The 23,477-nt window shown below is 53.9% G+C and carries 21 protein-coding genes, 1 pseudogene and 1 riboswitch; of the genes and pseudogenes, 11 read left to right on the top strand and 11 right to left on the bottom strand.

Going from position 1 to position 23,477, the window contains the following annotated elements; genetic code table 11:
• The first annotated feature begins 58 nt into the window (after window positions 1–58).
• Together nhaC and B6A39_RS16255 are read left to right on the top strand one after the other, a co-directional pair.
• A complete protein-coding gene (gene nhaC, locus B6A39_RS16260) occupies window positions 59–1,513 on the top strand; it encodes a Na+/H+ antiporter NhaC (RefSeq protein ID WP_083007297.1) in 1,455 nt (484 codons plus the stop codon).
• Window positions 1,514–1,705: 192 nt separating this feature from the next.
• The gene (locus B6A39_RS16255) at window positions 1,706–2,257 is read left to right on the top strand and encodes a cupin domain-containing protein (RefSeq protein WP_083007295.1); all 552 of its coding nucleotides are present in this window, start codon (window positions 1,706–1,708) and stop codon (window positions 2,255–2,257) included.
• Between the two features lie 124 nt (window positions 2,258–2,381).
• On the opposite strand, the gene B6A39_RS16250 is transcribed toward B6A39_RS16255, so the two are convergent.
• Complete coding sequence (locus B6A39_RS16250) at window positions 2,382–3,047, bottom strand: transglycosylase SLT domain-containing protein (RefSeq protein WP_083007293.1); 666 nt, start codon at window positions 3,045–3,047, stop codon at window positions 2,382–2,384.
• A gap of 75 nt (window positions 3,048–3,122) precedes the next feature.
• Window positions 3,123–4,538: an aminotransferase-like domain-containing protein gene (locus B6A39_RS16245; RefSeq protein WP_083007291.1), complete on the bottom strand. Its 1,416-nt coding sequence runs from the start codon at window positions 4,536–4,538 to the stop codon at window positions 3,123–3,125.
• A 235-nt stretch (window positions 4,539–4,773) separates the two neighbouring features.
• On the opposite strand from B6A39_RS16245, the gene B6A39_RS16240 reads away from it, so the two are divergent.
• From B6A39_RS16240 to gabT, 3 genes are read left to right on the top strand one after another with little or no spacing between them, the layout of a single operon-like run.
• Window positions 4,774–6,189 carry an APC family permease gene (locus tag B6A39_RS16240; RefSeq protein WP_083007290.1) on the top strand — a complete coding sequence of 472 codons (1,416 nt, stop codon included), beginning with the start codon at window positions 4,774–4,776 and terminating at the stop codon, window positions 6,187–6,189.
• Window positions 6,190–6,218: 29 nt separating this feature from the next.
• A complete protein-coding gene (locus tag B6A39_RS16235) occupies window positions 6,219–7,670 on the top strand; it encodes an NAD-dependent succinate-semialdehyde dehydrogenase (RefSeq protein WP_083007288.1) in 1,452 nt (483 codons plus the stop codon).
• 11 nt (window positions 7,671–7,681) lie between these two features.
• Window positions 7,682–8,953: a 4-aminobutyrate--2-oxoglutarate transaminase gene (gene gabT / locus B6A39_RS16230; protein ID WP_083007286.1), complete on the top strand. Its 1,272-nt coding sequence runs from the start codon at window positions 7,682–7,684 to the stop codon at window positions 8,951–8,953.
• A 9-nt stretch (window positions 8,954–8,962) separates the two neighbouring features.
• Here the strand turns inward: gabT and B6A39_RS16225 are convergent, their stop codons facing one another.
• Window positions 8,963–10,543, bottom strand: a complete 1,581-nt coding sequence (locus B6A39_RS16225) for a cryptochrome/deoxyribodipyrimidine photo-lyase family protein (RefSeq protein WP_083007285.1) — start codon at window positions 10,541–10,543, stop codon at window positions 8,963–8,965.
• 186 nt (window positions 10,544–10,729) lie between these two features.
• On the opposite strand from B6A39_RS16225, the gene B6A39_RS16220 reads away from it, so the two are divergent.
• Window positions 10,730–11,032 carry an antibiotic biosynthesis monooxygenase family protein gene (locus B6A39_RS16220; protein WP_083007283.1) on the top strand — a complete coding sequence of 101 codons (303 nt, stop codon included), beginning with the start codon at window positions 10,730–10,732 and terminating at the stop codon, window positions 11,030–11,032.
• 47 nt (window positions 11,033–11,079) lie between these two features.
• On the opposite strand, the gene B6A39_RS16215 is transcribed toward B6A39_RS16220, so the two are convergent.
• Window positions 11,080–12,345, bottom strand: coding sequence for a Zn-dependent hydrolase (locus B6A39_RS16215; protein WP_083007281.1), 1,266 nt, complete (start codon window positions 12,343–12,345; stop codon window positions 11,080–11,082).
• A gap of 197 nt (window positions 12,346–12,542) precedes the next feature.
• Here B6A39_RS16215 and B6A39_RS16210 point away from each other — a divergent pair, with 197 nt between their 5' ends.
• From B6A39_RS16210 to B6A39_RS16200, 3 genes are all read left to right on the top strand, one after another.
• A complete protein-coding gene (locus B6A39_RS16210) occupies window positions 12,543–13,910 on the top strand; it encodes an aspartate aminotransferase family protein (RefSeq protein WP_009722903.1) in 1,368 nt (455 codons plus the stop codon).
• 31 nt (window positions 13,911–13,941) lie between these two features.
• The gene (locus B6A39_RS16205) at window positions 13,942–15,438 is read left to right on the top strand and encodes a CoA-acylating methylmalonate-semialdehyde dehydrogenase (protein ID WP_083007280.1); all 1,497 of its coding nucleotides are present in this window, start codon (window positions 13,942–13,944) and stop codon (window positions 15,436–15,438) included.
• A 93-nt stretch (window positions 15,439–15,531) separates the two neighbouring features.
• Window positions 15,532–16,152, top strand: coding sequence for a TetR/AcrR family transcriptional regulator (locus tag B6A39_RS16200; RefSeq protein ID WP_009722901.1), 621 nt, complete (start codon window positions 15,532–15,534; stop codon window positions 16,150–16,152).
• Between the two features lie 12 nt (window positions 16,153–16,164).
• Here B6A39_RS16200 and B6A39_RS19180 read toward each other — a convergent pair.
• The 3 genes and pseudogenes from B6A39_RS19180 to B6A39_RS16190 form a co-directional block, all read right to left on the bottom strand.
• Window positions 16,165–16,218, bottom strand: a pseudogene (locus B6A39_RS19180) (hypothetical protein); the annotation flags it as partial.
• Between the two features lie 156 nt (window positions 16,219–16,374).
• Complete coding sequence (locus B6A39_RS16195) at window positions 16,375–17,250, bottom strand: PhzF family phenazine biosynthesis protein (RefSeq protein ID WP_083007278.1); 876 nt, start codon at window positions 17,248–17,250, stop codon at window positions 16,375–16,377.
• The gene (locus B6A39_RS16190; RefSeq protein WP_083007276.1) at window positions 17,237–17,437 is read right to left on the bottom strand and encodes a DUF1127 domain-containing protein; all 201 of its coding nucleotides are present in this window, start codon (window positions 17,435–17,437) and stop codon (window positions 17,237–17,239) included. The genes B6A39_RS16195 and B6A39_RS16190 overlap by 14 nt, the downstream gene beginning before the upstream one ends.
• Before the next feature lie 224 nt (window positions 17,438–17,661).
• On the opposite strand from B6A39_RS16190, the gene B6A39_RS16185 reads away from it, so the two are divergent.
• On the top strand, window positions 17,662–19,104 hold the full coding sequence (locus tag B6A39_RS16185) for an aminotransferase-like domain-containing protein (protein WP_083007274.1): 1,443 nt from the start codon (window positions 17,662–17,664) through the stop codon (window positions 19,102–19,104).
• A 21-nt stretch (window positions 19,105–19,125) separates the two neighbouring features.
• Here B6A39_RS16185 and pcsA read toward each other — a convergent pair whose 3' ends face one another.
• The gene (pcsA, locus tag B6A39_RS16180) at window positions 19,126–19,806 is read right to left on the bottom strand and encodes a phosphatidylcholine synthase (RefSeq protein ID WP_442906325.1); all 681 of its coding nucleotides are present in this window, start codon (window positions 19,804–19,806) and stop codon (window positions 19,126–19,128) included.
• Between the two features lie 196 nt (window positions 19,807–20,002).
• Window positions 20,003–20,608 (bottom strand): DNA-3-methyladenine glycosylase I, encoded by a 606-nt coding sequence (locus B6A39_RS16175; RefSeq protein WP_083007271.1) that lies wholly within the window; start codon window positions 20,606–20,608, stop codon window positions 20,003–20,005.
• Window positions 20,609–20,763: 155 nt separating this feature from the next.
• On the opposite strand from B6A39_RS16175, the gene B6A39_RS16170 reads away from it, so the two are divergent.
• Window positions 20,764–21,213: a GNAT family N-acetyltransferase gene (locus B6A39_RS16170; RefSeq protein WP_083007269.1), complete on the top strand. Its 450-nt coding sequence runs from the start codon at window positions 20,764–20,766 to the stop codon at window positions 21,211–21,213.
• Between the two features lie 143 nt (window positions 21,214–21,356).
• On the opposite strand, the gene B6A39_RS16165 is transcribed toward B6A39_RS16170, so the two are convergent.
• Window positions 21,357–21,854, bottom strand: a complete 498-nt coding sequence (locus B6A39_RS16165) for a 6,7-dimethyl-8-ribityllumazine synthase (protein ID WP_083007268.1) — start codon at window positions 21,852–21,854, stop codon at window positions 21,357–21,359.
• A gap of 105 nt (window positions 21,855–21,959) precedes the next feature.
• Window positions 21,960–22,128: riboswitch (FMN riboswitch) on the bottom strand.
• A gap of 32 nt (window positions 22,129–22,160) precedes the next feature.
• Window positions 22,161–23,417: a cytosine deaminase gene (codA, locus tag B6A39_RS16160; RefSeq protein ID WP_083007266.1), complete on the bottom strand. Its 1,257-nt coding sequence runs from the start codon at window positions 23,415–23,417 to the stop codon at window positions 22,161–22,163.
• Between the last annotated feature and the right edge of the window lie 60 nt (window positions 23,418–23,477).

The raw sequence follows: 23,477 nt of genomic DNA, 5'->3' as shown, positions 1-23,477 counted from the left end.
GCAATGATTTCCTAACGGAAATACGACGACCAATAATCAAACATTAAGTGAGAACATTATGTCGACTGACCACACTGCTAAGGAAGACCAAGAAACTCCCCGCCCAAGTTTGAAAGCGACCATGATCCCCATTGTGTTTATGGCAGCATCTTTGGGCGTATTTATCGGCTACTTTGAAACAGATCCGCACTTGCCGCTGTTTTTAAGTGCGATTGTGGCGACCGCGGTGGCCATTGCGACGGGTAGCCGCTGGAAAAAGCTTGAAGCGGGCATCATGCGCTCTATTGGCCTGACGACTCAGGCGATCGTCATTCTGATCATTATCGGCACCATTATTGGCTACTGGATTGCCGGTGGGATTGTGCCCACGATGATCTATTACGGCCTGAGTATTCTGGCACCGGATTACTTTTTGGTCGCGGCGTGCTTAATCTGCTGTTTGGTATCGCTGGCTGGCGGCAATGCCTGGACAGCGGCGGGTACTATTGGTATCGCTTTAATGGGCGTCGGTGAAGGGCTAGGCCTTAACCCCGCAATGGTCGCGGGAGCCGTGATCTCCGGCGTGTATTTTGGCGACAAAATTTCTCCGCTTTCCGAAACCACTAATATGGCGCCCGGTGTGGTTGGTGTTGATCTGTTCGAACACATTCGCTATATGCTTTACACCACGGTTCCTGCGTTAGCGGTTGCTCTGGTGCTTTACACCATTATCGGCCTGAACATGACGCCTTCCGGCGATGGCGCAGCACAAGTAGCCGAGTTACAACAGAGCCTCAATGAGCTGTTTATCATCAGCCCCTGGCTGCTACTGGTGCCAGCAGCCGTCATCGTGATGATGATCAAGAAAGTACCCGCCATTCCCGCGCTTTCTGTTGGCTCGCTGATGGGGATTATCTGTGCGATTTTGGTTCAGGGTGTCCCACTAGGCGATAGCTTTACTATTTTCGTGGAAGGTTACGCGGTAGACACTGGAAACGTTACGGTGGACGACCTGCTGACCAACGGTGGCGTTAGCGCCATGATGTGGACGGTTTCGCTGATTATTATCGCGATGAGCTTTGGCGGGATTCTTGAGTCAGCAGGGTTCTTTCGCACCATCGTGGAAAGTCTGCTCAAACTGGCCAAGACCACTGGCAGCCTGATTGCTACCACGGTAGCAACATCAATGGCCGCTAACGTCGTGGGTTGCGATCAATATCTGAGTATTATTCTGCCTGCTCGTATGTATGCCAGCGAGTACAAGCGTCGCTCGCTCAAGCTGAAAAACCTATCTCGCACGGTAGAAGATGCAGGCACCATGACATCACCCCTGGTTCCCTGGAACACCTGCGGTGCCTTTATGTTTGCCACCCTTGGGGTCAGTGCCTTTAGCTACGCGCCCTACGCCTTTTTGGCGCTGCTGAGTCCGATGTTCGCGATTTTTTATGGCTTTACCGGCTTCCGTATCGCCTATGAAGATGAACCGCAGACAGTGGAAGGTGCCACTGGGTTAGCAAGTGCCCGTAGTGCCTGAACCGTAGTGCCTGAACCGTAGTGCCTGAACGGAACATGATGACTGAGGCTGATTAAGACGATTATTTTTTCATAACGCCACGTTAATTGAGAGCTTGCCCCACAGCCGTGGGGTTTTTTTTGCGCTATTATGTGCCCGTCAATAGACCGTCAACGTAATTTAATTTACTTATTGATAGGGAGTGAAAAAAGCATGTCGGATGACGTGGGTGCGAGCTTGCGCTCCTTGCGCAAGCAGCGAGGGATTTCGCAGCGTGAACTGGCAAAGTTGTGTGGGGTCACTCACTCAAGTCTTTCGCTAATAGAGCAAGGAAAAGTTAGCCCATCAGTCAGTTCCCTGAAGAAAATCCTAAACGCATTCTCTATGAGCGTCGGTGATTTTTTTACGATGGATCTTGATAGTCAGGAGCAGATTTTCTACTCGGCGGATGACTTGGTTGATATCGCATCCGGCGATATTTCCTTCAAGCTTGTCGGGGCCAATCGGCCTAACCGTGCGCTGGCGTTTATGGTTGAGCGTTATTTGCCTGGGGCTGACACTGGGCAAGCCATGATTACTCACTACGGTGAAGAGGCTGGCTTTGTCGTAGAAGGCGAGATCGAAATCATTGTTGGCAGCACCGCCAGGCGCTTAGGGCCGGGGGAGTCTTATTATTTCAAGACAAGCGTTCCACATCGTTTCCGAAATATTGGGGATACTCCCTGTAAGATAATTAGCTGTGCTACGCCCGGTAAGGCGTTCTGACATCATTGGCATGGCTACCGTTATTGTTTGACCATGCCAAACACGCCAGACAGCAGTGATATTTAAAACACACCACTCACTAACACCCCTGCCAACCCACTCATTAGAGACATGAGCGGGGATCTTAGCTACGACAAAATGGCCAGACTTGATAAAACTTGCGGCACTGAAACTCTGCTTCGCAAGCGTTGAGCTGCGCTTGATAACGGTTAGCGCGGGTTGCCACTTGGCTGCCTGCACGCAGCACATGGGGTTTACTGCGATAGGAACCTCGCTGATAGCCGCCTGCGCCCTCATGGTAAGCGTAGTAAAGGTGTTCAGGGTTACTCAGCGAGATACCTGCCTGCTGCTGTGAGCGGTGGTTATACCAGCCAATAAAATCCGTGGCGTGCTTCATATGGGTTCGGCGGGCAAACAGGCTGCCCGCTTGATCCTCATACTCCTCCCAAACGGGGTCTTGGGCTTGGGCATAGCCTTTGGCGGAAGAGGGGCGTGGGCCGGGGATAAAGCCTAGGTAATATTTGCGGTCTGGGCGCACATGGCTGCGAAATGAAGATTCCTGCTGAATAAATGACATCTGTGTGGCAATGGGTGTGCCCCATTTATCTTCTGATTCCTGGGCATAGTCATACCAGCTCGGCTGCTCACGAAAGATTTCACAAATATTGCTCTGATCTTCAGGTGGGTTAGGAGCAAAGGTTGCACAGCCTGAAACAACCAGTACAGCGCACAGCGCTATCAATAGGCGAAGCGTCACGAGGGGCACCGAATTATCAACAGGGTGGCGCATGGCAAAATCCTTGTGAATAAGTTTTTGTAACTAGGCATACAGTGTGATGCTGAACACGTTATAAGCCTACCCCGCCTAGCGAAGTAGTAACTCTAAACAGCGGCGCAGCCGCTGGGCTTCACGCACTAACGTCTCTCCCGATAGCATGCCCACGCCCATCACCAACCCTGTTCGTGAGTCCTTTTCAGCGCACACCGGGCTGAGCGGACGAACTATCAAGTGTTCTTTGAGCAATGCTTGGGCAAGTGCCACATCATTAACCCCAGGTTCAAACTCAACGCACAAGCTAATCGCGCTAGTCGGGGGGGACACATTGCGTACTTTGGGTAGTGAGCTGAGCTGGTCGTGCAGCACCTGCTGGCGGCCTAAATAGTCGCGCTGGATGCGGCGACACCAGGCGTCTAAGTCACCATCAAAAATAAACTGCGCCAATACTGCTTGATCAAGCATACGGCCTTCGCGAAATAGCTCGCTGCGTAGGCGGTTCATTGGGCCTGCCAAATGGCGTGGCACCACTAAATAGCCAAGCCGCAGGCCGGGAAACATCATCTTAGAGAATGAGCCTACCAGTAAATGGCGTTCCGAGTTTGGATCAAACAGGAGGTTAGTGTGATCGTCTCGGGTGAATTCGTAGTCATCCTCTACTACATAGGTGGGCGATAAAGCATCACAGAACTGCTGCTTATGAGCAGCGCGTGTGGGCACGCTAAGCGGATAGTGATGAGAGCCGGTCAAATACGCGAGCGCAATATTACCGGTCGTCTGCGGAAACACATGCCCACTATCGGAAAACCAAGGCAGCATCTCAATCGAAAGCCCCGTGGCAGTGAATACGTTGCGCGCCCCCCAATAACAGGGCGATTCCATCGCCACGGTATCGCCTACATCAGCCAATGCCATGGCGCATAGCTCAATGCCGTTATGGGTACCATCGGTGATGATGATCTGCTCAATATCACAATGAATATTGCGCCAGCGCGCCAGAAACTCACGGATTGCGCGCTTAAGCGGCCCATAGCCACCGGTAGAGTAAGAGAGCAGTAAGGCATTTTGCGGCACGGTGACGCTGGCATAGAGCTGACGCCACTTGCGCATTGGAAACTGGGCAATATCCGGTATGCCAGGTACAAAAGCACCGCTTTGCACGGTGCTGGCACCAGGTCCTTGTAGTACTCGCTGGGCACGTCGAGAGAGCTGAATATCTGTTTTGACAACACTGGGGGCTATCGGCTTCGACGTCCAAGTGCCTTGTCCATGGGCCGTTTTCAATAACTGCTCGTCAAGTAACGTACCTATCGCCAGGGCCAGGGTTTGGCGCGCAACGTTGATCGACTCTGCCAGCGCCCGGTGGGAGGGTAATCGAAATCCCGTAGGCCACTGGTGGGTGATGGCTTGGCGTAACGCCTGCTCAATTCGCACCTGTTTACTCAGCCGCTCAGGTTGGAGTGCATAAAGTTGTACAAATTGGTGCAAGACTTGCTTGCGATCCATGGCGGGCCTCTATCTTTTGCGCTAAGTCCGCAACTGCGGGGTGTCTGGACGAAAGTAGTATATAAAAATCGCACTTCATTGGTGCGTTTGAAAAGTGGTCTAGTCGAACATAAAAGTGGTGCATTCGTATTCTTAACGTCGCCTGCTAGCGTGTCGCCATTCCGTTAGCCGGGATCAGGATACTGCTCCTCAGAGCGTTAATGACAACATCCAATAACTTGCAGGACTCTGTGCTATGACCACACCCTCTTCTGAACAGGATAAGCTCGTCCGGGTACTAGCCCGTGGCGACGTACTAGCCCTTGCCTTTGGTGCAATGATTGGTTGGGGCTGGATTGTACTCACCGGTACCGCCATTCAATCAGCTGGCAGCATCGGTGCTATTTTAGCGTTTATCATTGGTGGTTTAGCGATTGTTCTCGTCGGTCTTACCTATGCGGAGCTGGCGTCGGCGATGCCTAAGGTAGGCGGCGAGCATGTTTACAGCTATCGCGCCTTAGGCCATTTGCCCTCATTTCTGTGTACCTGGGCGATTATTTTAGGCTACTTGAGTGTCGTCGCTTTTGAAGCGGTAGCACTGCCTACAGTGATTGAGCACCTAGCACCAAATTATGCGGTAGGCCACTTATGGACCATCGCCGGGTGGGAAGTTAAGGCCACCTGGGTAGCCGTTGGTGTGGGCGGCTCTCTCGCTATGATGATTATCAATTACTTTGGTGTTACCACCGCCGCTTTGCTGCAAAAGGTGGTGACTAGCTTAATTCTGCTAGTAGGCGTTCTATTTATCACCGGCGCGCTGTTTGAAGGTGAAACCATCAACATGATGCCGCTGTTTACCCAAGCGGACACGGGTGTTGTCGCCGGTATTGTTGCCGTGTTAGTGATGGTGCCGTTCCTATTCGTAGGTTTCGATGTTATTCCCCAAGCCGCCGAAGAGATCAACTTGCCTTACAAGGCTATCGGCAAAGTGCTGATGATGTCCGTCATTCTGGCAGTAGTGTGGTATGCGCTGATTATTCTGGCCACTAGCCTCGCGCTAAACAACACTGAACTGGCTGCTAGCACGCTCAGTGTGCCTGATGCGATGGGCAGCTTGTTTAATGCGCCTTGGGCCAGCAATTTAATGGTACTGGCCGGTATCGCGGGCATTATCACCAGCTGGAACGCCTTCTACATTGGTGGCTCTCGCGCTATTTATGCCTTGGCTAAAGCAGGCATGTTGCCAGCACCGTTCGCTAAGCTACACCCGCGCTACAAAACCCCCACTAACGCAATTTTCCTGATGGGTTTCCTGTCGAGTATAGCGCCATTCTTCGGCCGTCCGGCACTGGTATGGATCGTTAATGCCGGTGGTCTAGGTATCGTGATTGCTTATCTGTTTGTTGCGATCTCCTTTGTGGTGTTGCGCGTTCGTGAGCCGGAGATGCCGCGTCCGTTCCGTATTCGTAACGGCAAATTGTGCGGCACGCTCGCGATTATACTTTCGTTCGGGATGGCGTGCCTTTATCTGCCGGGAAGCCCAGCGGCACTGAGTGGTGCTGAGTGGTCAATTTTTGCAGGTTGGTCATTGCTTGGCGTCGCTCTCTATATCCATGCGCTGCGCACCTACGGCCGCGCCTACAGCGATCAACACATGATGGCTGACCTGTAAGCCGTTCAAACCGTTTTAAGGAGCACGCGATGAGCTTTATCGAAAAGTGGTTACACGATGCAGTACCCACCCTGGTGGGTGGCGAGTGGCGCAAGGGCCAGCAGACCTTTGCCGTCGATAACCCCGCAACCGGCGAAACGATTGCCCGGGTTGCCGACTTAGGCGCTGATGACGCCCGCGACGCAGTGGCCGCGGCGTATGCCGCCGGGCCAGCTTGGCGAGCAACGCCAGTGAAACAGCGCTCGGCATTGCTGCGCCGCTGGTTTGATCTGATCAATGAACACGCCGACGACCTCGCCCGCTTGATGACCTTAGAGCAGGGCAAGCCGCTGGCGGAAGCCAAAGGTGAAGTGACTTACGGCGCCTCATTTATTGAGTTTTTCGCTGAAGAAGCCAAGCGTATGGCCGGGGAAACCCTGCCTAGCCACGGCGCGGACAAGCGCTTAATGGTGCTGCGCGAGCCGGTCGGCGTGGTGGCAGCGATTACCCCGTGGAACTTCCCGCTGGCGATGATTACCCGCAAGTGCGCCCCGGCCTTGGCCGCGGGCTGCACCGTGGTGATTAAGCCCGCCGAAGCTACGCCGTTAACCGCGTTGGCGACAGCTTACTTGGCGCTTGAAGCAGGCCTGCCAGCCGGCACCATTAACGTGATTACCGCCTCAAAACCGGCAGCGGTGGGTGAAGTGCTCACCACCGACGCTCGAGTGCGTAAAGTCTCGTTTACTGGCTCGACCCCAGTGGGTAAACACCTGCTCGCCCAGTGCGCGAGCACGGTGAAGAAAACCGCCATGGAACTGGGCGGCAACGCGCCGTTTATCGTCTTTGATGACGCTGATGTGGACGCTGCTGTAGAAGGGGCGATTGCCTCAAAATTCCGTAACGCCGGGCAAACCTGCGTGTGTACCAACCGCTTCCTGGTACAGGACGGTGTTTACGACGCGTTCGTCAGCAAACTGACCGAGCGTGTTAGCGCGCTGAAGGTCGGCGATGGTTTAACAGAAGGCAGCACCATCGGCCCGCTGATTAACCAAGCGGCGGTAGAAAAAGTGCAGCGCCACGTAGACGACGCGGTAAATCATGGCGCGCGACTGCTCTGTGGTGGTAAGCCCCACGCCGCAGGCGAGCGCTTCTTTACCCCCACGGTGCTTGCTGACGTAACCACCCAGATGGCGGTGGCCGATGAAGAAACCTTCGGCCCCGTCGCGCCAGTGTTCCGTTTCCATCGTGATGAAGAAGCGATTGCCATGGCCAACGATACCCCGTTTGGCTTGGCGGCCTACTTCTACGCCACGGGCTACCGCCGTATCTGGCACACCATGGAGCAGTTGGAATACGGCATGGTTGGTGTCAATGAAGGGTTGATTTCTACCGAGCTGGCGCCGTTTGGCGGCGTGAAAGAGTCTGGGTTGGGGCGTGAAGGTTCCCACCACGGGTTAGATGAGTTTACTGAACTGAAATACGTCTGCGTTGGCGGTCTATAAGGAAAACGATGATGAATAACCAAGAATTGAACGAACTGAAAAATCGCTACGTGGCCAACGGTGCCGCCACGCCGACAACCCAGTTTGCCGAGCGCGCTGAAAACGCCGAGTTATGGGATGCCGACGGCAACCGCTGGATCGACTTCGCGGGCGGTATTGGCGTGCTGAACCTGGGCCACCGCCACCCGAAAATCGTTGCCGCCGTTGAAGCGCAGCTTAAAAAAGTCATGCACACCAGCGCGGCGGTGATCTCCTACGCCCCTTACGTGCAGCTGTGCCAAAAACTTTGTGAACTGACGCCGGTGCGTGGCCCCGAGCGTAAAGCAATGCTGGTTAATACCGGTGCGGAAGCGCTGGAAAACGCCGTGAAGATCGCCCGCGCGGCGACTGGTCGTACAGGCATTATCACGTTCGATGGTGCTTTCCACGGCCGTACCATGATGACGCTGGCCATGACCGGCAAGGTACTGCCCTATAAGAACGACTTCGGCCCCATGCCGGGTGATGTGTTCCGCGCGCCGTTCCCCAACCCGCTGCACGGCATCAGCGAAGAAGCATCGCTAGACGCTATTCGCACGCTGTTCAAAACCGATATTGCCCCGCATCGTACGGCGGCCATCGTGATTGAGCCGGTACAGGGCGAAGGCGGTTTCTACATCGCCTCACCGGATTACCTGAAAGCGCTACGTGCGCTGTGTGACGAGCACGGTATTCTGCTGATCGCCGACGAAGTGCAGTCTGGCTTTGCCCGTACCGGCAAGCTGTTTGCACTCGAACATAGCGGTATTGAAGCGGACATCCTCACCACCGCCAAGAGCCTGGCGAACGGCATGCCGCTATCGGCGGTTGTGGGTAGTGCCAAAGTGATGGACGCCTCTGGCCCCAACTCCCTGGGCGGCACTTACAGCGGTAACCCGCTCTCTTGCGCAGCGGCGTTAGCGGTGATTGAGGTAATCGAAGAAGAAAATATCCTGGCGCGCAGCGAACAGATGGGCAAAATGCTGGCCGAGCGTTTTGCGGTGTGGGAAGCGCGTTTCCCTGCCGTTGCCCACGGCCGCCAGCTAGGCGCTATGGCTGCCTTTGAACTGCTCAACAGTGAAGGTAAGCCTGATACAGCGCTCACCGGCGCCCTTTGTGCCAAAGCCCGAGAGAAAGGCCTGATCCTGCTCTCCTGTGGTTTCTACGGCAACAGCATCCGCATTCTGGTGCCGTTAACCGTCTCTTCTGCAGTATTGGAAGAGGGCTTGAGCATTATCGAGGAGTCTCTGGAAGCACTTAGTTAAGCCGTCCTTCTAGGCATCACCCAGCCCGTCATCGCCAAACAGTGAAAGCTGTTGGCGATTGGCGGGTTTTGTTTTTTTAGCGCGCTTAGCAGGAGGCCGCCGCTGACTGGCGAGCTTATCCACAATGGCTTGGCTGGATTCCCTGGCCTCTGGCGTGCGTCTTAGTTCGTATAGCATCTTTTTCCAGTACCGCGCTTCGGCTTCAAAATCGTTGGGGATGGGGTAGTCGACGCCCGGTTGAAAGCCGAACCGCTGGCGTAGGCTTTCGGGTAGTGCCCAGGGCTTAGCGCGCCATTCCAAGGGCAGGGGCGCTAGTTCTGGCACCCAGCGGGCGACGAACTCGCCTGTGGGGTCGTTATCTTCCGCTTGCTTGATCGGGTTATATACCCGCAGCGCGTTAGTGCCTGTGGCGCCTGCTTGCATCTGCACCTGGGGGTAGTGAATGCCCGGTTCGAAGTCGGTAAACAGACGTGCCAAGTGCAGCGCGGGTTCATGCCAGTGCAGCCCCAGGCCGAAGGTGGCGTGGGAGATCAGCATGGCGCGCATGCGAAAGTTAAGCCAGCCGGTAGCGATAAGACTACGCATACAGGCATCGACTAGCGGCACGCCGGTTTGGCCGTTCTTCCAGGCAATGAGGTTGGGGTGGCTGGGATCGCGCTCCCGCAGGCCGCGCAGCGCCGGGTGCAGCGTTTGATGCTCGATGTTTGGCTCACTTTCTAACTTTTGAATAAAGTGGCAGTGCCAGTAAAGTCGCGAGGTGAAGGCGCGTAGTGAGCGGGCCCAGGCGGTATCGTCGGCATGCTTCTGCCGCTGACGGCGTAACGACTGGACAACTTCGCGCATGGAAAGCGTGCCCCAGGCCAAATGCGGTGAAATCCGTGAGCCAAACTCCCACGCTAACAGCGGCTTAGACAGCGAGCCGCGATAACGCCGCCCGCGTGCTTGCACAAAACTACGCCACAGTGCGCGGCCTTCGTTGCGCCCGCCCCGCTGGCGCTGGGGGCAAGGTGTGGTATCAAATCCCAGCGTCAAGGTAGGTAGCTGCTCAACGTTAAGGTGGTGAAAGGCTTCCCAGCCTGGGGCTGCTTGGGCGCTTTGCGGCGCGTGGCAGGTCGGGGCAGACATCAGCGTTTCCCAGTGGCTCTCCCAACGGGTTTGGTGCCCAGAGCGGCTGCTAAGTCCTCGTACTACACCGTGCTGGCGGGCTTCCCGCCAAGCTACACCGTTGGTTTGGCACCAAGCATGCACCTGTTTATCCCGCTCAAAGCTCCAGGCGTTGCCCGTTTCCTGATGAGAGTGAAGGGCAATGTGGCCGTAGTGAGCTTTTAGGGCGTTCAGCAAATCGACAATATCACCTTGCCAAATACATAGCGGTAGGCCAATGGCCTCCAGTGCGTTGGAAAGGTCGATTAGAGCGTCAGCGGCAAACTGCCAGTGGCGCAGGGCGCTATCAGGCGTTTGCCACTGGCCAGGTTCAATCGCAAAAACAGGCAGCACAGGGCCAGCCGCCGATGCACTGGAAAGCGGCGCATGATCATGAATGCGCATATCGCGTTTGAACCAAACGACCTGGATGGGTGCCTTAGCCATGCCGTATCCTGATGGTTGGGGTTTGCTCGGCATAACGCCTATTTCCCATAGAGCTTATTTGCCATAGAACTTATTTTTCATACCGCTTATTCGTCATAAAACCATGACGTTACCATCAAGGGATAGACGTCGTAAGCGGCAGGCCGCTACGCTAGCGTGTTAGACAAACTCAATAGGAGAGAGTGCATGTATATCGCCATGAACCGTTTTCGGATTGCCCCGGGCCGCGAAGAGGATTTTTTAGAGGTGTGGCGCAACCGCGATTCTCATTTGGATGAAGTGCCGGGCTTTCAACAATTCCAAATGCTGCAGGGTGAAAGTCAGGAAGATCACACCGTGTTTATCTCCCACAGTGTATGGGAATCGGAAGAAGCCTTCCGCGCCTGGACCAAGTCAGAAGCGTTCCGCAAGGCTCATGCTAACGCCAAAGCACCGGAAGGTATCTACCTTGGTCCGCCTAAATTTGAAGGGTACGACGTCGTGCTATAAAGAGAGGGCTACCGCACGTTTAACCCCGTGCGGTAGCGCAGAGCCATTTAGGAAAACTCAGCGGCATTGAGCATTGCGTGCAGCAGCACGTTACAGCCAGCGTGCACATGCTCTGGAGTGGCGCTTTCAATCTCGTTGTGGCTAATGCCGTCCTTGCAGGGAACAAAGATCATTGCAGCGGGGGCGACACGACCGACGAACATGGCATCGTGACCAGCACCGCTAATGATATCCATGTGCGATAGGTTGAGTTGCTCGGCCCCTTCGCGCACTGCATCAACACAGGCTTTATTAAAGTGCTCAGGGGCAAAATCTGCGGTGGGCGTTAATTCATATTCCAGCCCATGACGTTGGCAAATTTCTTCGACCGCCTTCGCTAAGGATTGGCTCATCGAGATTAGAGCTTCTGGCTCCCAGTGGCGCATATCCAGGGTCATTTTGACTTGGCCGGGAATAACGTTACGCGAACCAGGATGAAGCGTCATACAGCCGACAGTACCGCGCCCGTGGGGCTGATGATCCAAGGCAATTTTGTTAAGTGCTTGGGTGACTTCTGCCGCGCCCATCATGGCGTCGCGACGCAGGTTCATTGGCGTGGGACCCGCGTGGGCTTCAAGCCCGGTTAGGGTTAAATCAAACCACTTTTGACCAAGCCCACCGATAACCACGCCGATGGTGGTGTCGGTATCTTCTAAAATCGGCCCCTGTTCGATGTGCGGTTCAAAGTAAGCTTTAATCTCACTTGGCGAGACCTCATCGCTACCACGATAGTGAATGGCATCCAGTGCATCACTCACTGTGACGCCATCAGCGTCGGTGCGCGCCATCATGGCGTCAAATTCAAGCACGCCAGTAAACACCCCAGAACCCATCATGCAGGGAGGGAAGCGACAACCCTCTTCGTTAGTCCACGCAACGACTTCAATGGGCGATTTTGTAGTGATGTTGTGTTCATTAAGCGTTCGGATCACTTCTAGACCGGAAAGCACCCCAAAACAGCCGTCGTATTTGCCACCAGTTGGCTGGCTATCCAAGTGGCTGCCCGCCATGACGGTTTTGGCTGTTGGATCGCTGCCTTCCCGGCGGGCAAAAATATTACCGATATTATCAATGCGGATGGTGCAGCCTTCTGCACGACACCACTGGATAAATAGATCACGTCCCTGTCGGTCAAGGTCCGTCAGCGCCTGACGATTAACGCCGCCCTTAGCCGTCGCGCCCAGCGTTGCCATTTCCATCAACGATTGCCAAAGACGGTCACTGTCGGTGCGTAAAGTGGCTAGCACAGTATTCGGTTCTACAAGCGAGTTCATGAGCATTCCTTTATGAGTTAGCACATATAAAGCTGGCGGCTGACCGTTTTTATTAATTTGTTATCTGCCAGCGTAGAGATAAACGTCTGCTTGTTACGTATAAATTCTCTAACGTGAACACAAGAAAAGCGTAATTTTATAAACATGTTCAGTGGCGCATGCTGAGGCTATGTCTCATAGCGATGGAGCTGGACACCATGTTTGGCCTACAAAACAACACGACCCCTCAGGCGTTTATTGACGAAGAAAACGCTTCTCCCAGCGTGCTTAATCAGCACTTTTGGATGCCGTTTAGCGCTAACCGTGATTTCCGTGCCAACCCGCGCATGATTACTGGCGCGGAAGGGCGCTATTACATCGATGACCAGGGCCGTAAGCTGTTTGATTCACTCTCTGGCTTATGGACCTGCGGCGCGGGCCACAATCGTGAAGAGATCCAGAAAGCGGTGGCGGCGCAGTTGGGTACCCTCGACTTTGCGCCAGGCTTTCAAATTGGTCATCCGCTGGCGTTTAAGTTGGCGGAAAAAGTGGCGAGCCTTACACCTGCTGGCTTGGATCATGTGTTTTTCACTAACTCTGGTTCAGAAGCCGCTGATACCTCTGTCAAAATGGCCAAGGCCTACTGGCGGCTAAAAGGTAAGCCCGAGAAGACACGCATGATTGGCCGTGCCAAGGGCTATCACGGGGTGAACATTGGTGGCACCAGCCTGGGTGGTATCGGTGGCAATCGTAAACACTACGGCCAATTGATGGACGTAACGCATCTGCCGCACACGCTGCAGGCAGGTCACACCTTCACCCGTGGTCAAGCCGAAACCGGCGCTGAACTTGCTGATGCGCTGCTTGATCAAATCGCCCTGCACGATGCATCCACCATTGCGGCGGTGATCGTTGAGCCGATGTCTGGCTCTGCTGGGGTGATTGTGCCGCCCAAAGGCTATCTGGATCGGCTGCGCGAAATCTGTACCGCCCACGATATTTTGCTGATATTCGATGAGGTAATCACTGCTTTTGGTCGCAGTGGCGCAACCACCGGCGCAGAAGCGTTTGGTGTTACGCCGGATATCATGAACGTTGCCAAGCAGATCACCAACGGCGCTATTCCTATGGGCGCGGTGATTGCTTCCAGTGAAATTTTCGACACTTTTATGCACGCTGGCGGCGCCCAACACGCTATTGAGTTTCCTCACGGTTACACCTACAGCGCCCACCCTGTCGCTTGTGCGGCTGGCTTAGCGGCACTCGAAATGATGGAGCGTGACAACTTCCCCGCTCAGGTAAGTGCTATCGCGCCCGCTTTTGAGCAAAAGCTGCACGCTCTAAAAGGCCGCAATCACATTGTTGATATTCGTAACTATGGCTTAGCGGGTGCACTTCAATTGGCGCCCCGAGATGGCGACCCCACCATTCGCCCTAGGGATGCCCATTTAGCCTTGTGGGAAGCTGGGTTTTACGTGCGCTATGGCGGCGACACGCTGCAGTTCGGCCCTCCGTTTGGCTCCACAGACGCTGAGTTAGAGCGGCTGTTTGATGCCGTTGCCACCACCCTGGATTCGTTGGCATAACCGACTGACCTAAATTTCAGAGAGTTTAAATATGAGTGTTGTTTCCCATCTAATTAACGGTGAATTAATCGACAGCCAGCGCACGCTGGACGTGACCAATCCCTCAACGGGTAAAGTGATTCGCCAAGTGGCGGACGCCAGCGCCGCCGACGTAGAGCGGGCTATTGCCGCCGCCCAAGCTGCGTTTCCCGCTTGGCGAGATACGCCACCAGCTAAGCGCGCCCAAGTGATGTACCGCTTCAAGCAATTGCTTGAGGAACACGCCGACCGCTTGGTGCAACTGGTCAGTGAAGAGCACGGTAAAACCCCTGAAGATGCGATGGGTGAACTGAAGCGCGGAATCGAAAATGTCGAGTATGCCTGCGGTGTACCAGAGCTACTAAAAGGTGAGTATTCCCACAACGTCGGGCCGGGCATTGATGCATGGTCGAATTTCCAGCCCTTGGGCGTAGTGGTGGGCATTACGCCGTTTAACTTTCCTGCCATGGTGCCGCTGTGGATGTATCCGATGGCGATTGCTTGCGGCAACACCTTTATTCTCAAGCCTTCGGAAAAAGATCCTTCGGCGGCGATGGCGGTAGCCGAGCTGTTGCAAGAAGCAGGGTTGCCAAAAGGCGTGATGAATGTGGTGCACGGTAGTCGCGAAGCGGTGGAAACGCTGCTGGATGCTAAGGCTGTTAAAGCTATTTCATTTGTTGGCTCAACGCCGGTAGCAGAAACTATCTATTCTCGTGGTTCGGCCGCTGGTAAACGCGTGCAGGCTTTGGGTGGGGCGAAGAACCATGCCGTGGTGCTTCCAGACGCCGATTTGGAAAACGCCGCCAATACACTGATGGGGGCGGCTTACGGAAGTTGTGGTGAGCGCTGCATGGCGATTTCGGTGGCGGTGTGCGTGGGTGACGAGACGGCAGATCGTCTAGTTGAAACGCTGCTGCCTAAAATTGCTGAGCTCAAGGTGGGGCCGGGAACCGATAAAGGCTTGGATATGGGCCCGCTGGTGACGGCAGAGCACCGTGACAAGGTATTGGGCTATATCGAAGACGGCGTAAAGGCAGGCGCGTCGCTAGTGGCCGATGGCCGTGAGCTGAAAATCGCGGGTCATGAAGACGGCTATTTCGTCGGCGGTTGCCTGTTCGATAACGTCACTGCTGAGATGCGCATTTACCAGGAAGAGATTTTCGGGCCAGTGCTGTGCGTGGTACGGGTCGGCAGCCTAGATGACGCTATGCAATTGATTAACGACCATGAATACGGCAATGGCACCTGCCTGTTTACTCGCGATGGCGAGGCTGCTCGACGCTTCACCGATGGCATTGAAGTGGGCATGGTGGGTGTTAACGTGCCGCTTCCTGTGCCGGTGGCCTACCACAGCTTTGGCGGCTGGAAGCGCTCGTTATTTGGCGACCTTCATGCCTACGGCCCCGACTCTGTGCGCTTCTATACCCGCCGAAAAGCGGTTTCCCAGCGCTGGCCTTCGGTGAGCGAAGCCACACGTGCCGAGTTTTCGTTTCCCACTAACCAACGTTGACGCCGTAGGCTAACTACGCCATCTTCTCTGCACCACTGCTTAGCGGTGGTGCATTTTTTGTGTGCGTATCTTAGTCGTAAAGGGACGAGCAGCGTGGCGAGAACACAGGACGAAATTCGGCAAACCAACGTAAAAAAGATTCTTCTGGCGGCTGAGCAATTGTTTGCTGAAAAAGGCTATGCCGGAGCGTCGATGGGGGAAATTGCCCAGCTGGCTGATCTGCCAAAATCCAACGTGCACTACTATTTTTCCACTAAAAAGGCGCTTTACCAGGAAGTGCTGCTAGCGCTGCTGGAAATCTGGAAACAGGACGCGCTGTGCTTTGAGCTTTACGACGACCCGCGAGTGGTGCTTTCTACCTACATTCGCGCCAAAATGACCCATTCCCGCTACCGTGCTCACGGCTCGAAAATCTGGGCGGCGGAAGTGATGCAGGGCGCACCCATTCTAAAAGAGCGCCTGCGCGATAACTTATACGAATGGGCCAAATTGAAAGAGTCGAAAATTCGCGAATGGGTCGAGTCCGGCCAAATTAACCCCGTTGAACCCTCTTATCTGCTTTATATGATTTGGGCATCGACCCAGCACTACGCTGACTTCGACTACCAAATTTATCTGCTTAACGACGATAAACCCTTAGACGATCTGCAATTCGAAAAAGCCGTGCAGTCGGTAACCTCGGTCATCTTGCGGGGGATTGGATTGACGGCGTGAGCAGCACTCATCTAAATCAGTGACAGCCACGATCAACACAAAATCAAACTCCCCCGTTACTTGATAGCACTGCTTTTACAGCGTAATAGACGATACGCTGCTGATCTTAATGCTCGGGGCGGATATAGCAGGCATCTTGCGGGCACGGCTCTTTTTTGCGGTTATTGTTACCGCGATAATTGCCCATTCGCCCAAAGCTGCGGTGAAGAATAAATCACCTCATCATCGACCCAGGTGATTAAATTCACCCCTACCCACGATGACTGCCTTGCCGCCCACATTGACATAGCCAGACTTAATCTCACCATTGGCGGCGGTGTGGATAACGCTGGGTCGCCCCATTTCAACACCTTGGTGAATCTTGCAGTGCAGGGGCTCTGGCTTGAGTGACGCTAAATAGCCGGTTAAAGCTGCTGCGGCGCTGCCAGTGGCGGGGTCTTCGCAAATACTGGCGTGCATGGAGAACATGCGGCTCCGTACAATTGTCTCTTCGTTGTCTCGTTGTTCCATCACATAAAGGTATATCTGCTCAGTGCCGCTGCGCGTAACGGCATCCGCCCATACTGCACCGGCGATCTGTATGTGCTCAAGGGCTGCTAGGTCAGCTAGTTCAATAAGGTGAAAGGGCAGCCCGAAAGAGGCAATGATGGGATCGCCAATGACTTGGTGAATATCCAGCCCCAGAAGCTCAACGGCAGTGAGGCGATCAATCGTGCTGCCCGAGACCATGACGGGCTGGGCGGTCTTAAACGTTGCTCCCTCTTTTTCATAATCAACCGCTAACTCGCCGACAGGTGGCTGTAGCACCATGCCTTGCTCGCGGTTGACGAGGTTTAACTCCGCTAGTAGATGCGCGGTACCTACCGTGGGGTGGCCGGCAAACGGCAACTCAGCCGTCGGTGTGAATATCCGCATAGGGTAGTGATTCACCTTCGTCGCCGCGCCTAAAAATACTGTTTCCGCTAGGTTAAGTTCATTGGCAATTGCTTGCATAGTGCTGGTTTCAAGCTCACCGGCATCTAAAAAAACTGCCAACTGATTGCCCGAAAAAGGCTTATCGGTAAACACATCCAACAGGTAATACTCAGCGGCTTTCATATGGCCCCCTTTTGAATGATGAGTGCTGCCAAAATGGTTTACATCCTTCTTTTTGCGCCTGGGTGCGAGTGATTCCAATATCTTCTAGCAGTCGGTCATCGAGGGTTAGTAACTGGCGGCGGCTACGACGGCGCTGATGATAGTGGCGTAACTGGCAGCGAAACTGGGCGAGACTGAAGCGTGGCATAGCGGTTCTCCTTGATGGCGATGTGCTCCACCAGATTACGCAGGCGTGCTGTTGCAATACAGATATAGGCTTTTCTATTTTTAAGATACAGATGGCCTGTGTTATACCTCTGTATGCTTGCTGGGCAGGGAATCTGTATTGTTTTTAAAACGTCTTCAAGCGCGTCTTCAAGAATGCTTCGAAGAGCGATTTTAAAAGCGTTTCAAAGATCGAGGGCTGGCGTTATGACGCGCTACGAAGAGGTCGCTTGTATTTTGCGGGAACGAGTTGAGCACGGTATTTATCGCGTGGGTGATCGCCTGCCTTCTATTCGAGCGGTATGCCAGGAGTTTGATGTCAGTATCTCGACGGCTCAGGAAGCTTATCGGCAACTGATGGATGTGTCGCTGATCGAATCACGGCCGAAATCGGGCTACTTTGTACTTCCAAGCAGAGTGCCTGCGGTGCTGCCATCTGTCTCTCGTCCTGCGCAGTGCCCACTGGATGTCTCCCAGTGGGATCAAGTATTAGAGTTGGTCGCTACACAGCGTGACGATAGTCGGCTGTTGCTTGGGCGCGGTGTGCCAAATCTGGCTTACGAAACGCTTAAGCCGCTGTCGAAAATACTGGCGGGGCTGCATCGTAAGAACGATCTGAATGGCTTTAACTACGACAAACTGAGTGGTAGTCCCGAGCTGCGTCAGCAGGTGGCGCGCTTGGCCATTGCCTCCGGTTGTCTGCTGCATCCGGATGACATCATGATCACCACCGGCTGCCAGGAGGCATTGTCGATAGCGCTGCGCACCCTTACTCAGCCTGGCGATGTGGTGGCTGTGGACTCACCCAGCTTTTACGGCACCATGCAAATCTTAAAAGCCAATGGCCTAAAAGCGTTGGAGATTCCTACTGATCCACAAACCGGTATCAGTTTGGAAGCATTGGAAATGGCGTTGGAGCAGTGGCCGATCCGTGCCATACAGGTCACCCCGACGTATAACAATCCGCTGGGCTACACCATGAGCGAGGCGCGCAAAAAGGCGCTGTTTCAACTCGCCCAACGCTTCGACGTGGCCATCATTGAAGACGATATCTACGGTGATCTCGCCTATACCCACCCAAGGCCGTTGACGGTGAAGTCTTTCGATGACGATGGGCGGGTGTTGTTGTGCAGCGGTTTTTCTAAAACGGTGGGGCCTGGGCTGCGGGTGGGCTGGCTGGCGCCGGGGTGTTATCGGGATAAGGCGCTGCATATGAAGTATGTCTCTACCGGTGCCTCGGCCACATTGCCGCAGTTGGCGGTGGCGGAGTTTGTTGCCAAAGGCCACTACGAGCGTCACCTTCGCCATGTTACCCGCCAATATCAGCGCCAACGGGACATCATGATCAACTGGGTGCAGCGCTATTTCCCAAAAGGTGCGGGCATTAGCTATCCGCAAGGCAGTTTTTTGCTATGGGTGGAGTTACCCGCCTTGGTGGATTGTGTTCGCCTTAATGAGCGCTTGGCTCAGCGAGCCATCCATGTGGCTCCTGGCTCGCTTTTTTCAGCCTCGGGAAAGTTTCGCCAGTGTTTACGACTGAACTACGCCTTTACGCTAACACCGGCCATTGAAGATGCCGTGCGCACCGTGGGAGAGCTTGCCACCGAGATGGTGGAGGAGGCACAGCAGCATGAGGTGGCGCTGAAGTAAGCATTGTTTGCTATCGCTAAGTTAAAACGCCTCTTGAGCGGTACGCCATACGCACATGCCGATGAAGTAAACGGATGCAATGCCCCATCCCCATAGTGCCCAAGCGGCATGTTCGGGGCTGGAGAGCACCAGTGACGTTGTACAGGCGCACCATAATAGCGTGACGGCGATATTGAGAGGCATGAACTGACGAACACGAAATGGATGCAGGAACTTCATCTTAGTCACGGTAAGAATGGCTAGAAAAACGATAGACGCAAAGGTGATGAAGGGCGGTAAATCGAGAATATAAAAATAGGCTGCAGTAATGTTCCAGGCAGCAGGAAAGCCAACAAAGTAATTATCCTGGCTTTTCATATTAGTGTTGCAGAAACAGAACATCGATGACAGCAGAATGATAAACACTGACAGCAATTCGAAATTGGGCGGTAACTCGATAAAGAAGTAAATAAACAGAGCGGGAATAAATGCCCAGGTTAGATAATCGATGACCATATCAAGCGTCGAGCCATCGAAGTGGGGCAGGATGGTTTTTACTTCATACTTGCGTGCCAGAGTGCCATCGAAACCATCGACCATCATCGCTGCGCCAAGCCATAGTAAGCAGGCGACTGGATTGTTGTCGATCAGCGAGAGCAGCGCCATCGTGCCGAGCAGTACGCCGCTGGCAGTAAATATGTGCACGCTCCAAGCCTTATATATCGAAGCGCGGGATTCTGTGTGCGAAGAGAGCGTTTGGACCACGTTGACCCCATTGGGAACGTGATGTCCCCTTGCTGTTCGGTGTATAGATGAGCGTGTAAAAACCATACCCTACTACAAGAAGCCAATCACCGAATACGTAGACCGACCATCTGGGCATGGCGCGTTTGTGCAAAAAGTATAGTGTCTTGTACCTCTATTGCGACATTGGTCGTTGAAATTGCTGCCTAGCCTGTTCGACTTGCTCTCGAGTGATGCACGTCAGCGAGTGATCATTGAGTAGCCCCATTGCCTGCATAAACGCAAACGCAGTGGTTGGGCCAACGAATTTCCAGCCGCGCTTTTTCAACTCTTTAGCAAGTGCTATAGATTCAGGCGAGGTGGTTTGAGTTTGTGGTAGTGCTAATTCGGTAGGTTCATAGCGCCAGAAGAACGCAGCTAGCGAACCTTCCTGCGCGACCATTTCCAGTGCCCGCTGCGCATTATTAATCACCGCTTCGATTTTTCCGCGATGGCGAATAATGCCTGCGTCCTGCAGCAAGCGCTGCACATCCTCTTCGCCAAAGCGGGCAACGTGATGGAAGTCAAAGTGATGGAAGGCAGCGCGAAAGTTCTCGCGTTTGTTGAGAATGGTGCGCCAGCTCAAGCCTGACTGAAAACTTTCCAGGCAGAGCTTTTCGAATAACCGCTGGTCGTCAACCACTGGAAACCCCCACTCGTTGTCATGGTAGGGCAGAAATTCGGCGGCACCGCCACACCACTGGCAGCGTGGAAGATTATCTGGGGCAATAAAGTCAGGCATAGCAGTATCTCATTTCGTAGTACTTCTACTGTATTCCATTGGCGATACGTTGTTTACTGAATGTTTGATAGATCCGTTATGGAAAGATCCGTGATGGAAAGATCCGTGATGGGAAGTAGCCAGTCCACTACGTAATACGTTCAGGAGGTAGCACTATGACCAAGATTCGCGCAGCGACCATTCATGATCTTGATGCTTTAACCGAGCTATTAGACGGCTATCGGCAGTTCTATAGTCAGCCGAGTGATATCGGTGCTGCGCGTGATTTCTTGCGTCAGCGCTTTGGGCAGGCGGACTCTCGTATCTTAGTTAGTGAAACCAGTGACGGTAACCTCACTGGTTTCGTGCAACTTTATCCTGGAGTTTCCACGGTGGGCTTGAATGCCCGTTGGACGCTAAATGATCTTTTTGTGTTGCCGGAGTGTCGCGATAAGGGGACGGGTAGGGCGTTGATGGAAGCCGCCACCCAGCTGGCTCGTGAGCATGGTGTCGCGCGCTTGATACTCATGACTCAGGTAGAGAACGAGCGTGCCCAACAGCTATATGAATCATTAGGCTGGCAGCGCAACACGGCGTTTTACGGTTATTTGCTGGATATCAAATAACGGAAATGATGACTAATGAGCAGTCATCTTCTGAAGTATTAGCACTCATATATCGACGAAGCGTGCCGAGCCCGGCGTTCAGCCGGGCTCAAACGACAGAGACCTAATTGCAATATAGGTTTAATTGCAGCTGCAACATAGGCTTAAGCGTTGCTTAGTTTGCGCGCTCGGTGCAGATTTTCCATCGTATTCAGACACGCTTGGGCGGCCTCTTTCCCTTTGGTTACAAAGTGCTGGGTGTAGAAGTCGTGGTGAGTGCTGTGCTCATGGAAGTGGTGTGGTGTTAAGACGACCGAGATAATCGGTACTTGCGTATCTAACTGCACGCGCATTAAGCCATCAATGACCGCATTGGCGACAAAGTCGTGGCGATAAATGCCGCCGTCTACCACAAAGCCTGCCCCGACAATGGCGCCGTAGCGGCCACTTTCGGCGAGTACCTTTGCCTGGAGAGGGATTTCGTAAGCACCTGATACGGTGAAGGTGTCCACTTGTTCGGCGTTAAGACCGCAGCGTTGTACTTCAGTGATAAATGCTTCATAGGCCTTCTCGACAATATCTTGATGCCAGTGGCCTTGAATAAACGCGATACGCTGAGCCGTGGTGTGGGTTGAAAGCGTTAGCGGGAATGTCTGATTCATGGTCATTCTCTTGGATAAGTTGTACCAGAATCAGGGCATGCGGAACCGGTCGTCAGGCAACCGCAAAAGGTGGCTGAAGCCACTTTTTAAGTTGCGTGTCTAAGGTGCCGTTCTCTTTCATCCGGACTATCACCGTCGGCTTCGGCTTTTCACCGAATCTGCTGACCTCAAGAAATAAAAAAATCACCTTGAGCGCTCGCGGGCTTAGATGACAAAAATTTATTCAGTCATCATCACCGCCGGTGGGGACTTTCACCCCGCCCTGAGAACTTTGCTGACTATCAGCCCGGCTATATTACGCTTTTTCTAAATACCAAGCCACGGGGGCGTGGTGATCTTAGCGGGTTCGCGCTGCATGATGATCTCGCCGTGGCGAACAGAAAGTAGCACCTCGCCCTGGGTGCGCAGCACGCTGTAGTCATCTTCACCTTCTAGCAGGTTGAAACTAGCGGGTTTGCCGACCTCGATACCGTAACGCGCTTCAATATTGAGTGTGCGAGCGCTGTTGTCAGTGATAAGCGACAGCGCCTGGCTGAAATCCTGATAGCCCATCATATGGCAGATATGCAGGCCAAAATCGAGCGTTCGTAGTAGCTTGCCATTACCTAAGGAATACCAGGGGTCGAAGATGGAGTCCTCGGCAAAGCAGACATTAATGCCCGCTGCGTTTAACTCCTTCACTCGGGTAACACCGCGACGTTTTGGGTAAGTATCAAAGCGCCCCTGCAGGTGAATGCTTTCAGTGGGGCAGGAGACAACGTTGATGCCCGATCGCTTGAGCAGCAGAAACAACTTGGAGCAGTAAGCGTTATCGTAGGAGTGCATTGCCGTAGTGTGGCTAGCGGTCACGCGGTTACCTAAGTCGTTAAACAATGCTTCGCAGGCCAGCACTTCAAGAAAGCGCGAGTTAGGGTCATCTATCTCATCGCAGTGCACATCCACCAAGCGGTCATACTTGATCGCCAGCTCTATCACTCGCTTCATGGAAGCGACACCTAGCTCTCGGGTGTATTCAAAGTGGGGAATGCCGCCGACAACGTCCGCGCCGATCTCCAGCGCCTCTTCCATCAGGCGGTCGCCGCCGGGGTAGGAGAGAAGACCATCCTGCGGAAAAGCGACCACTTGTATATCGATTTTATCTTTCAGTTCATCGCGCAAGGCGCATAGGGTTTTAATGCCGATTAGGCTGGGGTCGCTGGTGTCAGCGTGTGTACGCACAAACTGAACGCCGTTGCCTATCAACAGGTTCAGGGTGTTAAGCGCGCGTTCGCGAATATCCGCTTCGGTGAGCATGGGCTTACGCTCACCCCAACGCTCGATGCCTTCAAACAGCGTGCCGCTTTGATTCCAGCTTGGCTCGCCCGCCGTTAACGCGGCGTCCAAGTGGATATGCGGTTCAATGAACGGTGCGCAAAGCAGCTTGCCGCCTGCATCAATTTGCCCATCCCCTGCCGTTTGTGGCGCGTCTTGAGCGGTGATCGCTGTGAACGTACCGTTCTCAACCTCAAGCCGGTAAAGCTCAGGGCGCTGGCGTAGACGGGCATTAATGATCTGCATGTGCATAGGTAAGCTCTCTCTCATCAAGTGAATGGAAATTTTCTAGTGATGGAAGCAACCTGCATG

Source organism: Halomonas sp. GT (assembly GCF_002082565.1).
Classification (GTDB): domain Bacteria; phylum Pseudomonadota; class Gammaproteobacteria; order Pseudomonadales; family Halomonadaceae; genus Vreelandella.
The sequence above is the reverse complement of the archived record's forward strand: the minus strand, read 5'-3'. Positions and strand labels throughout refer to the sequence as shown.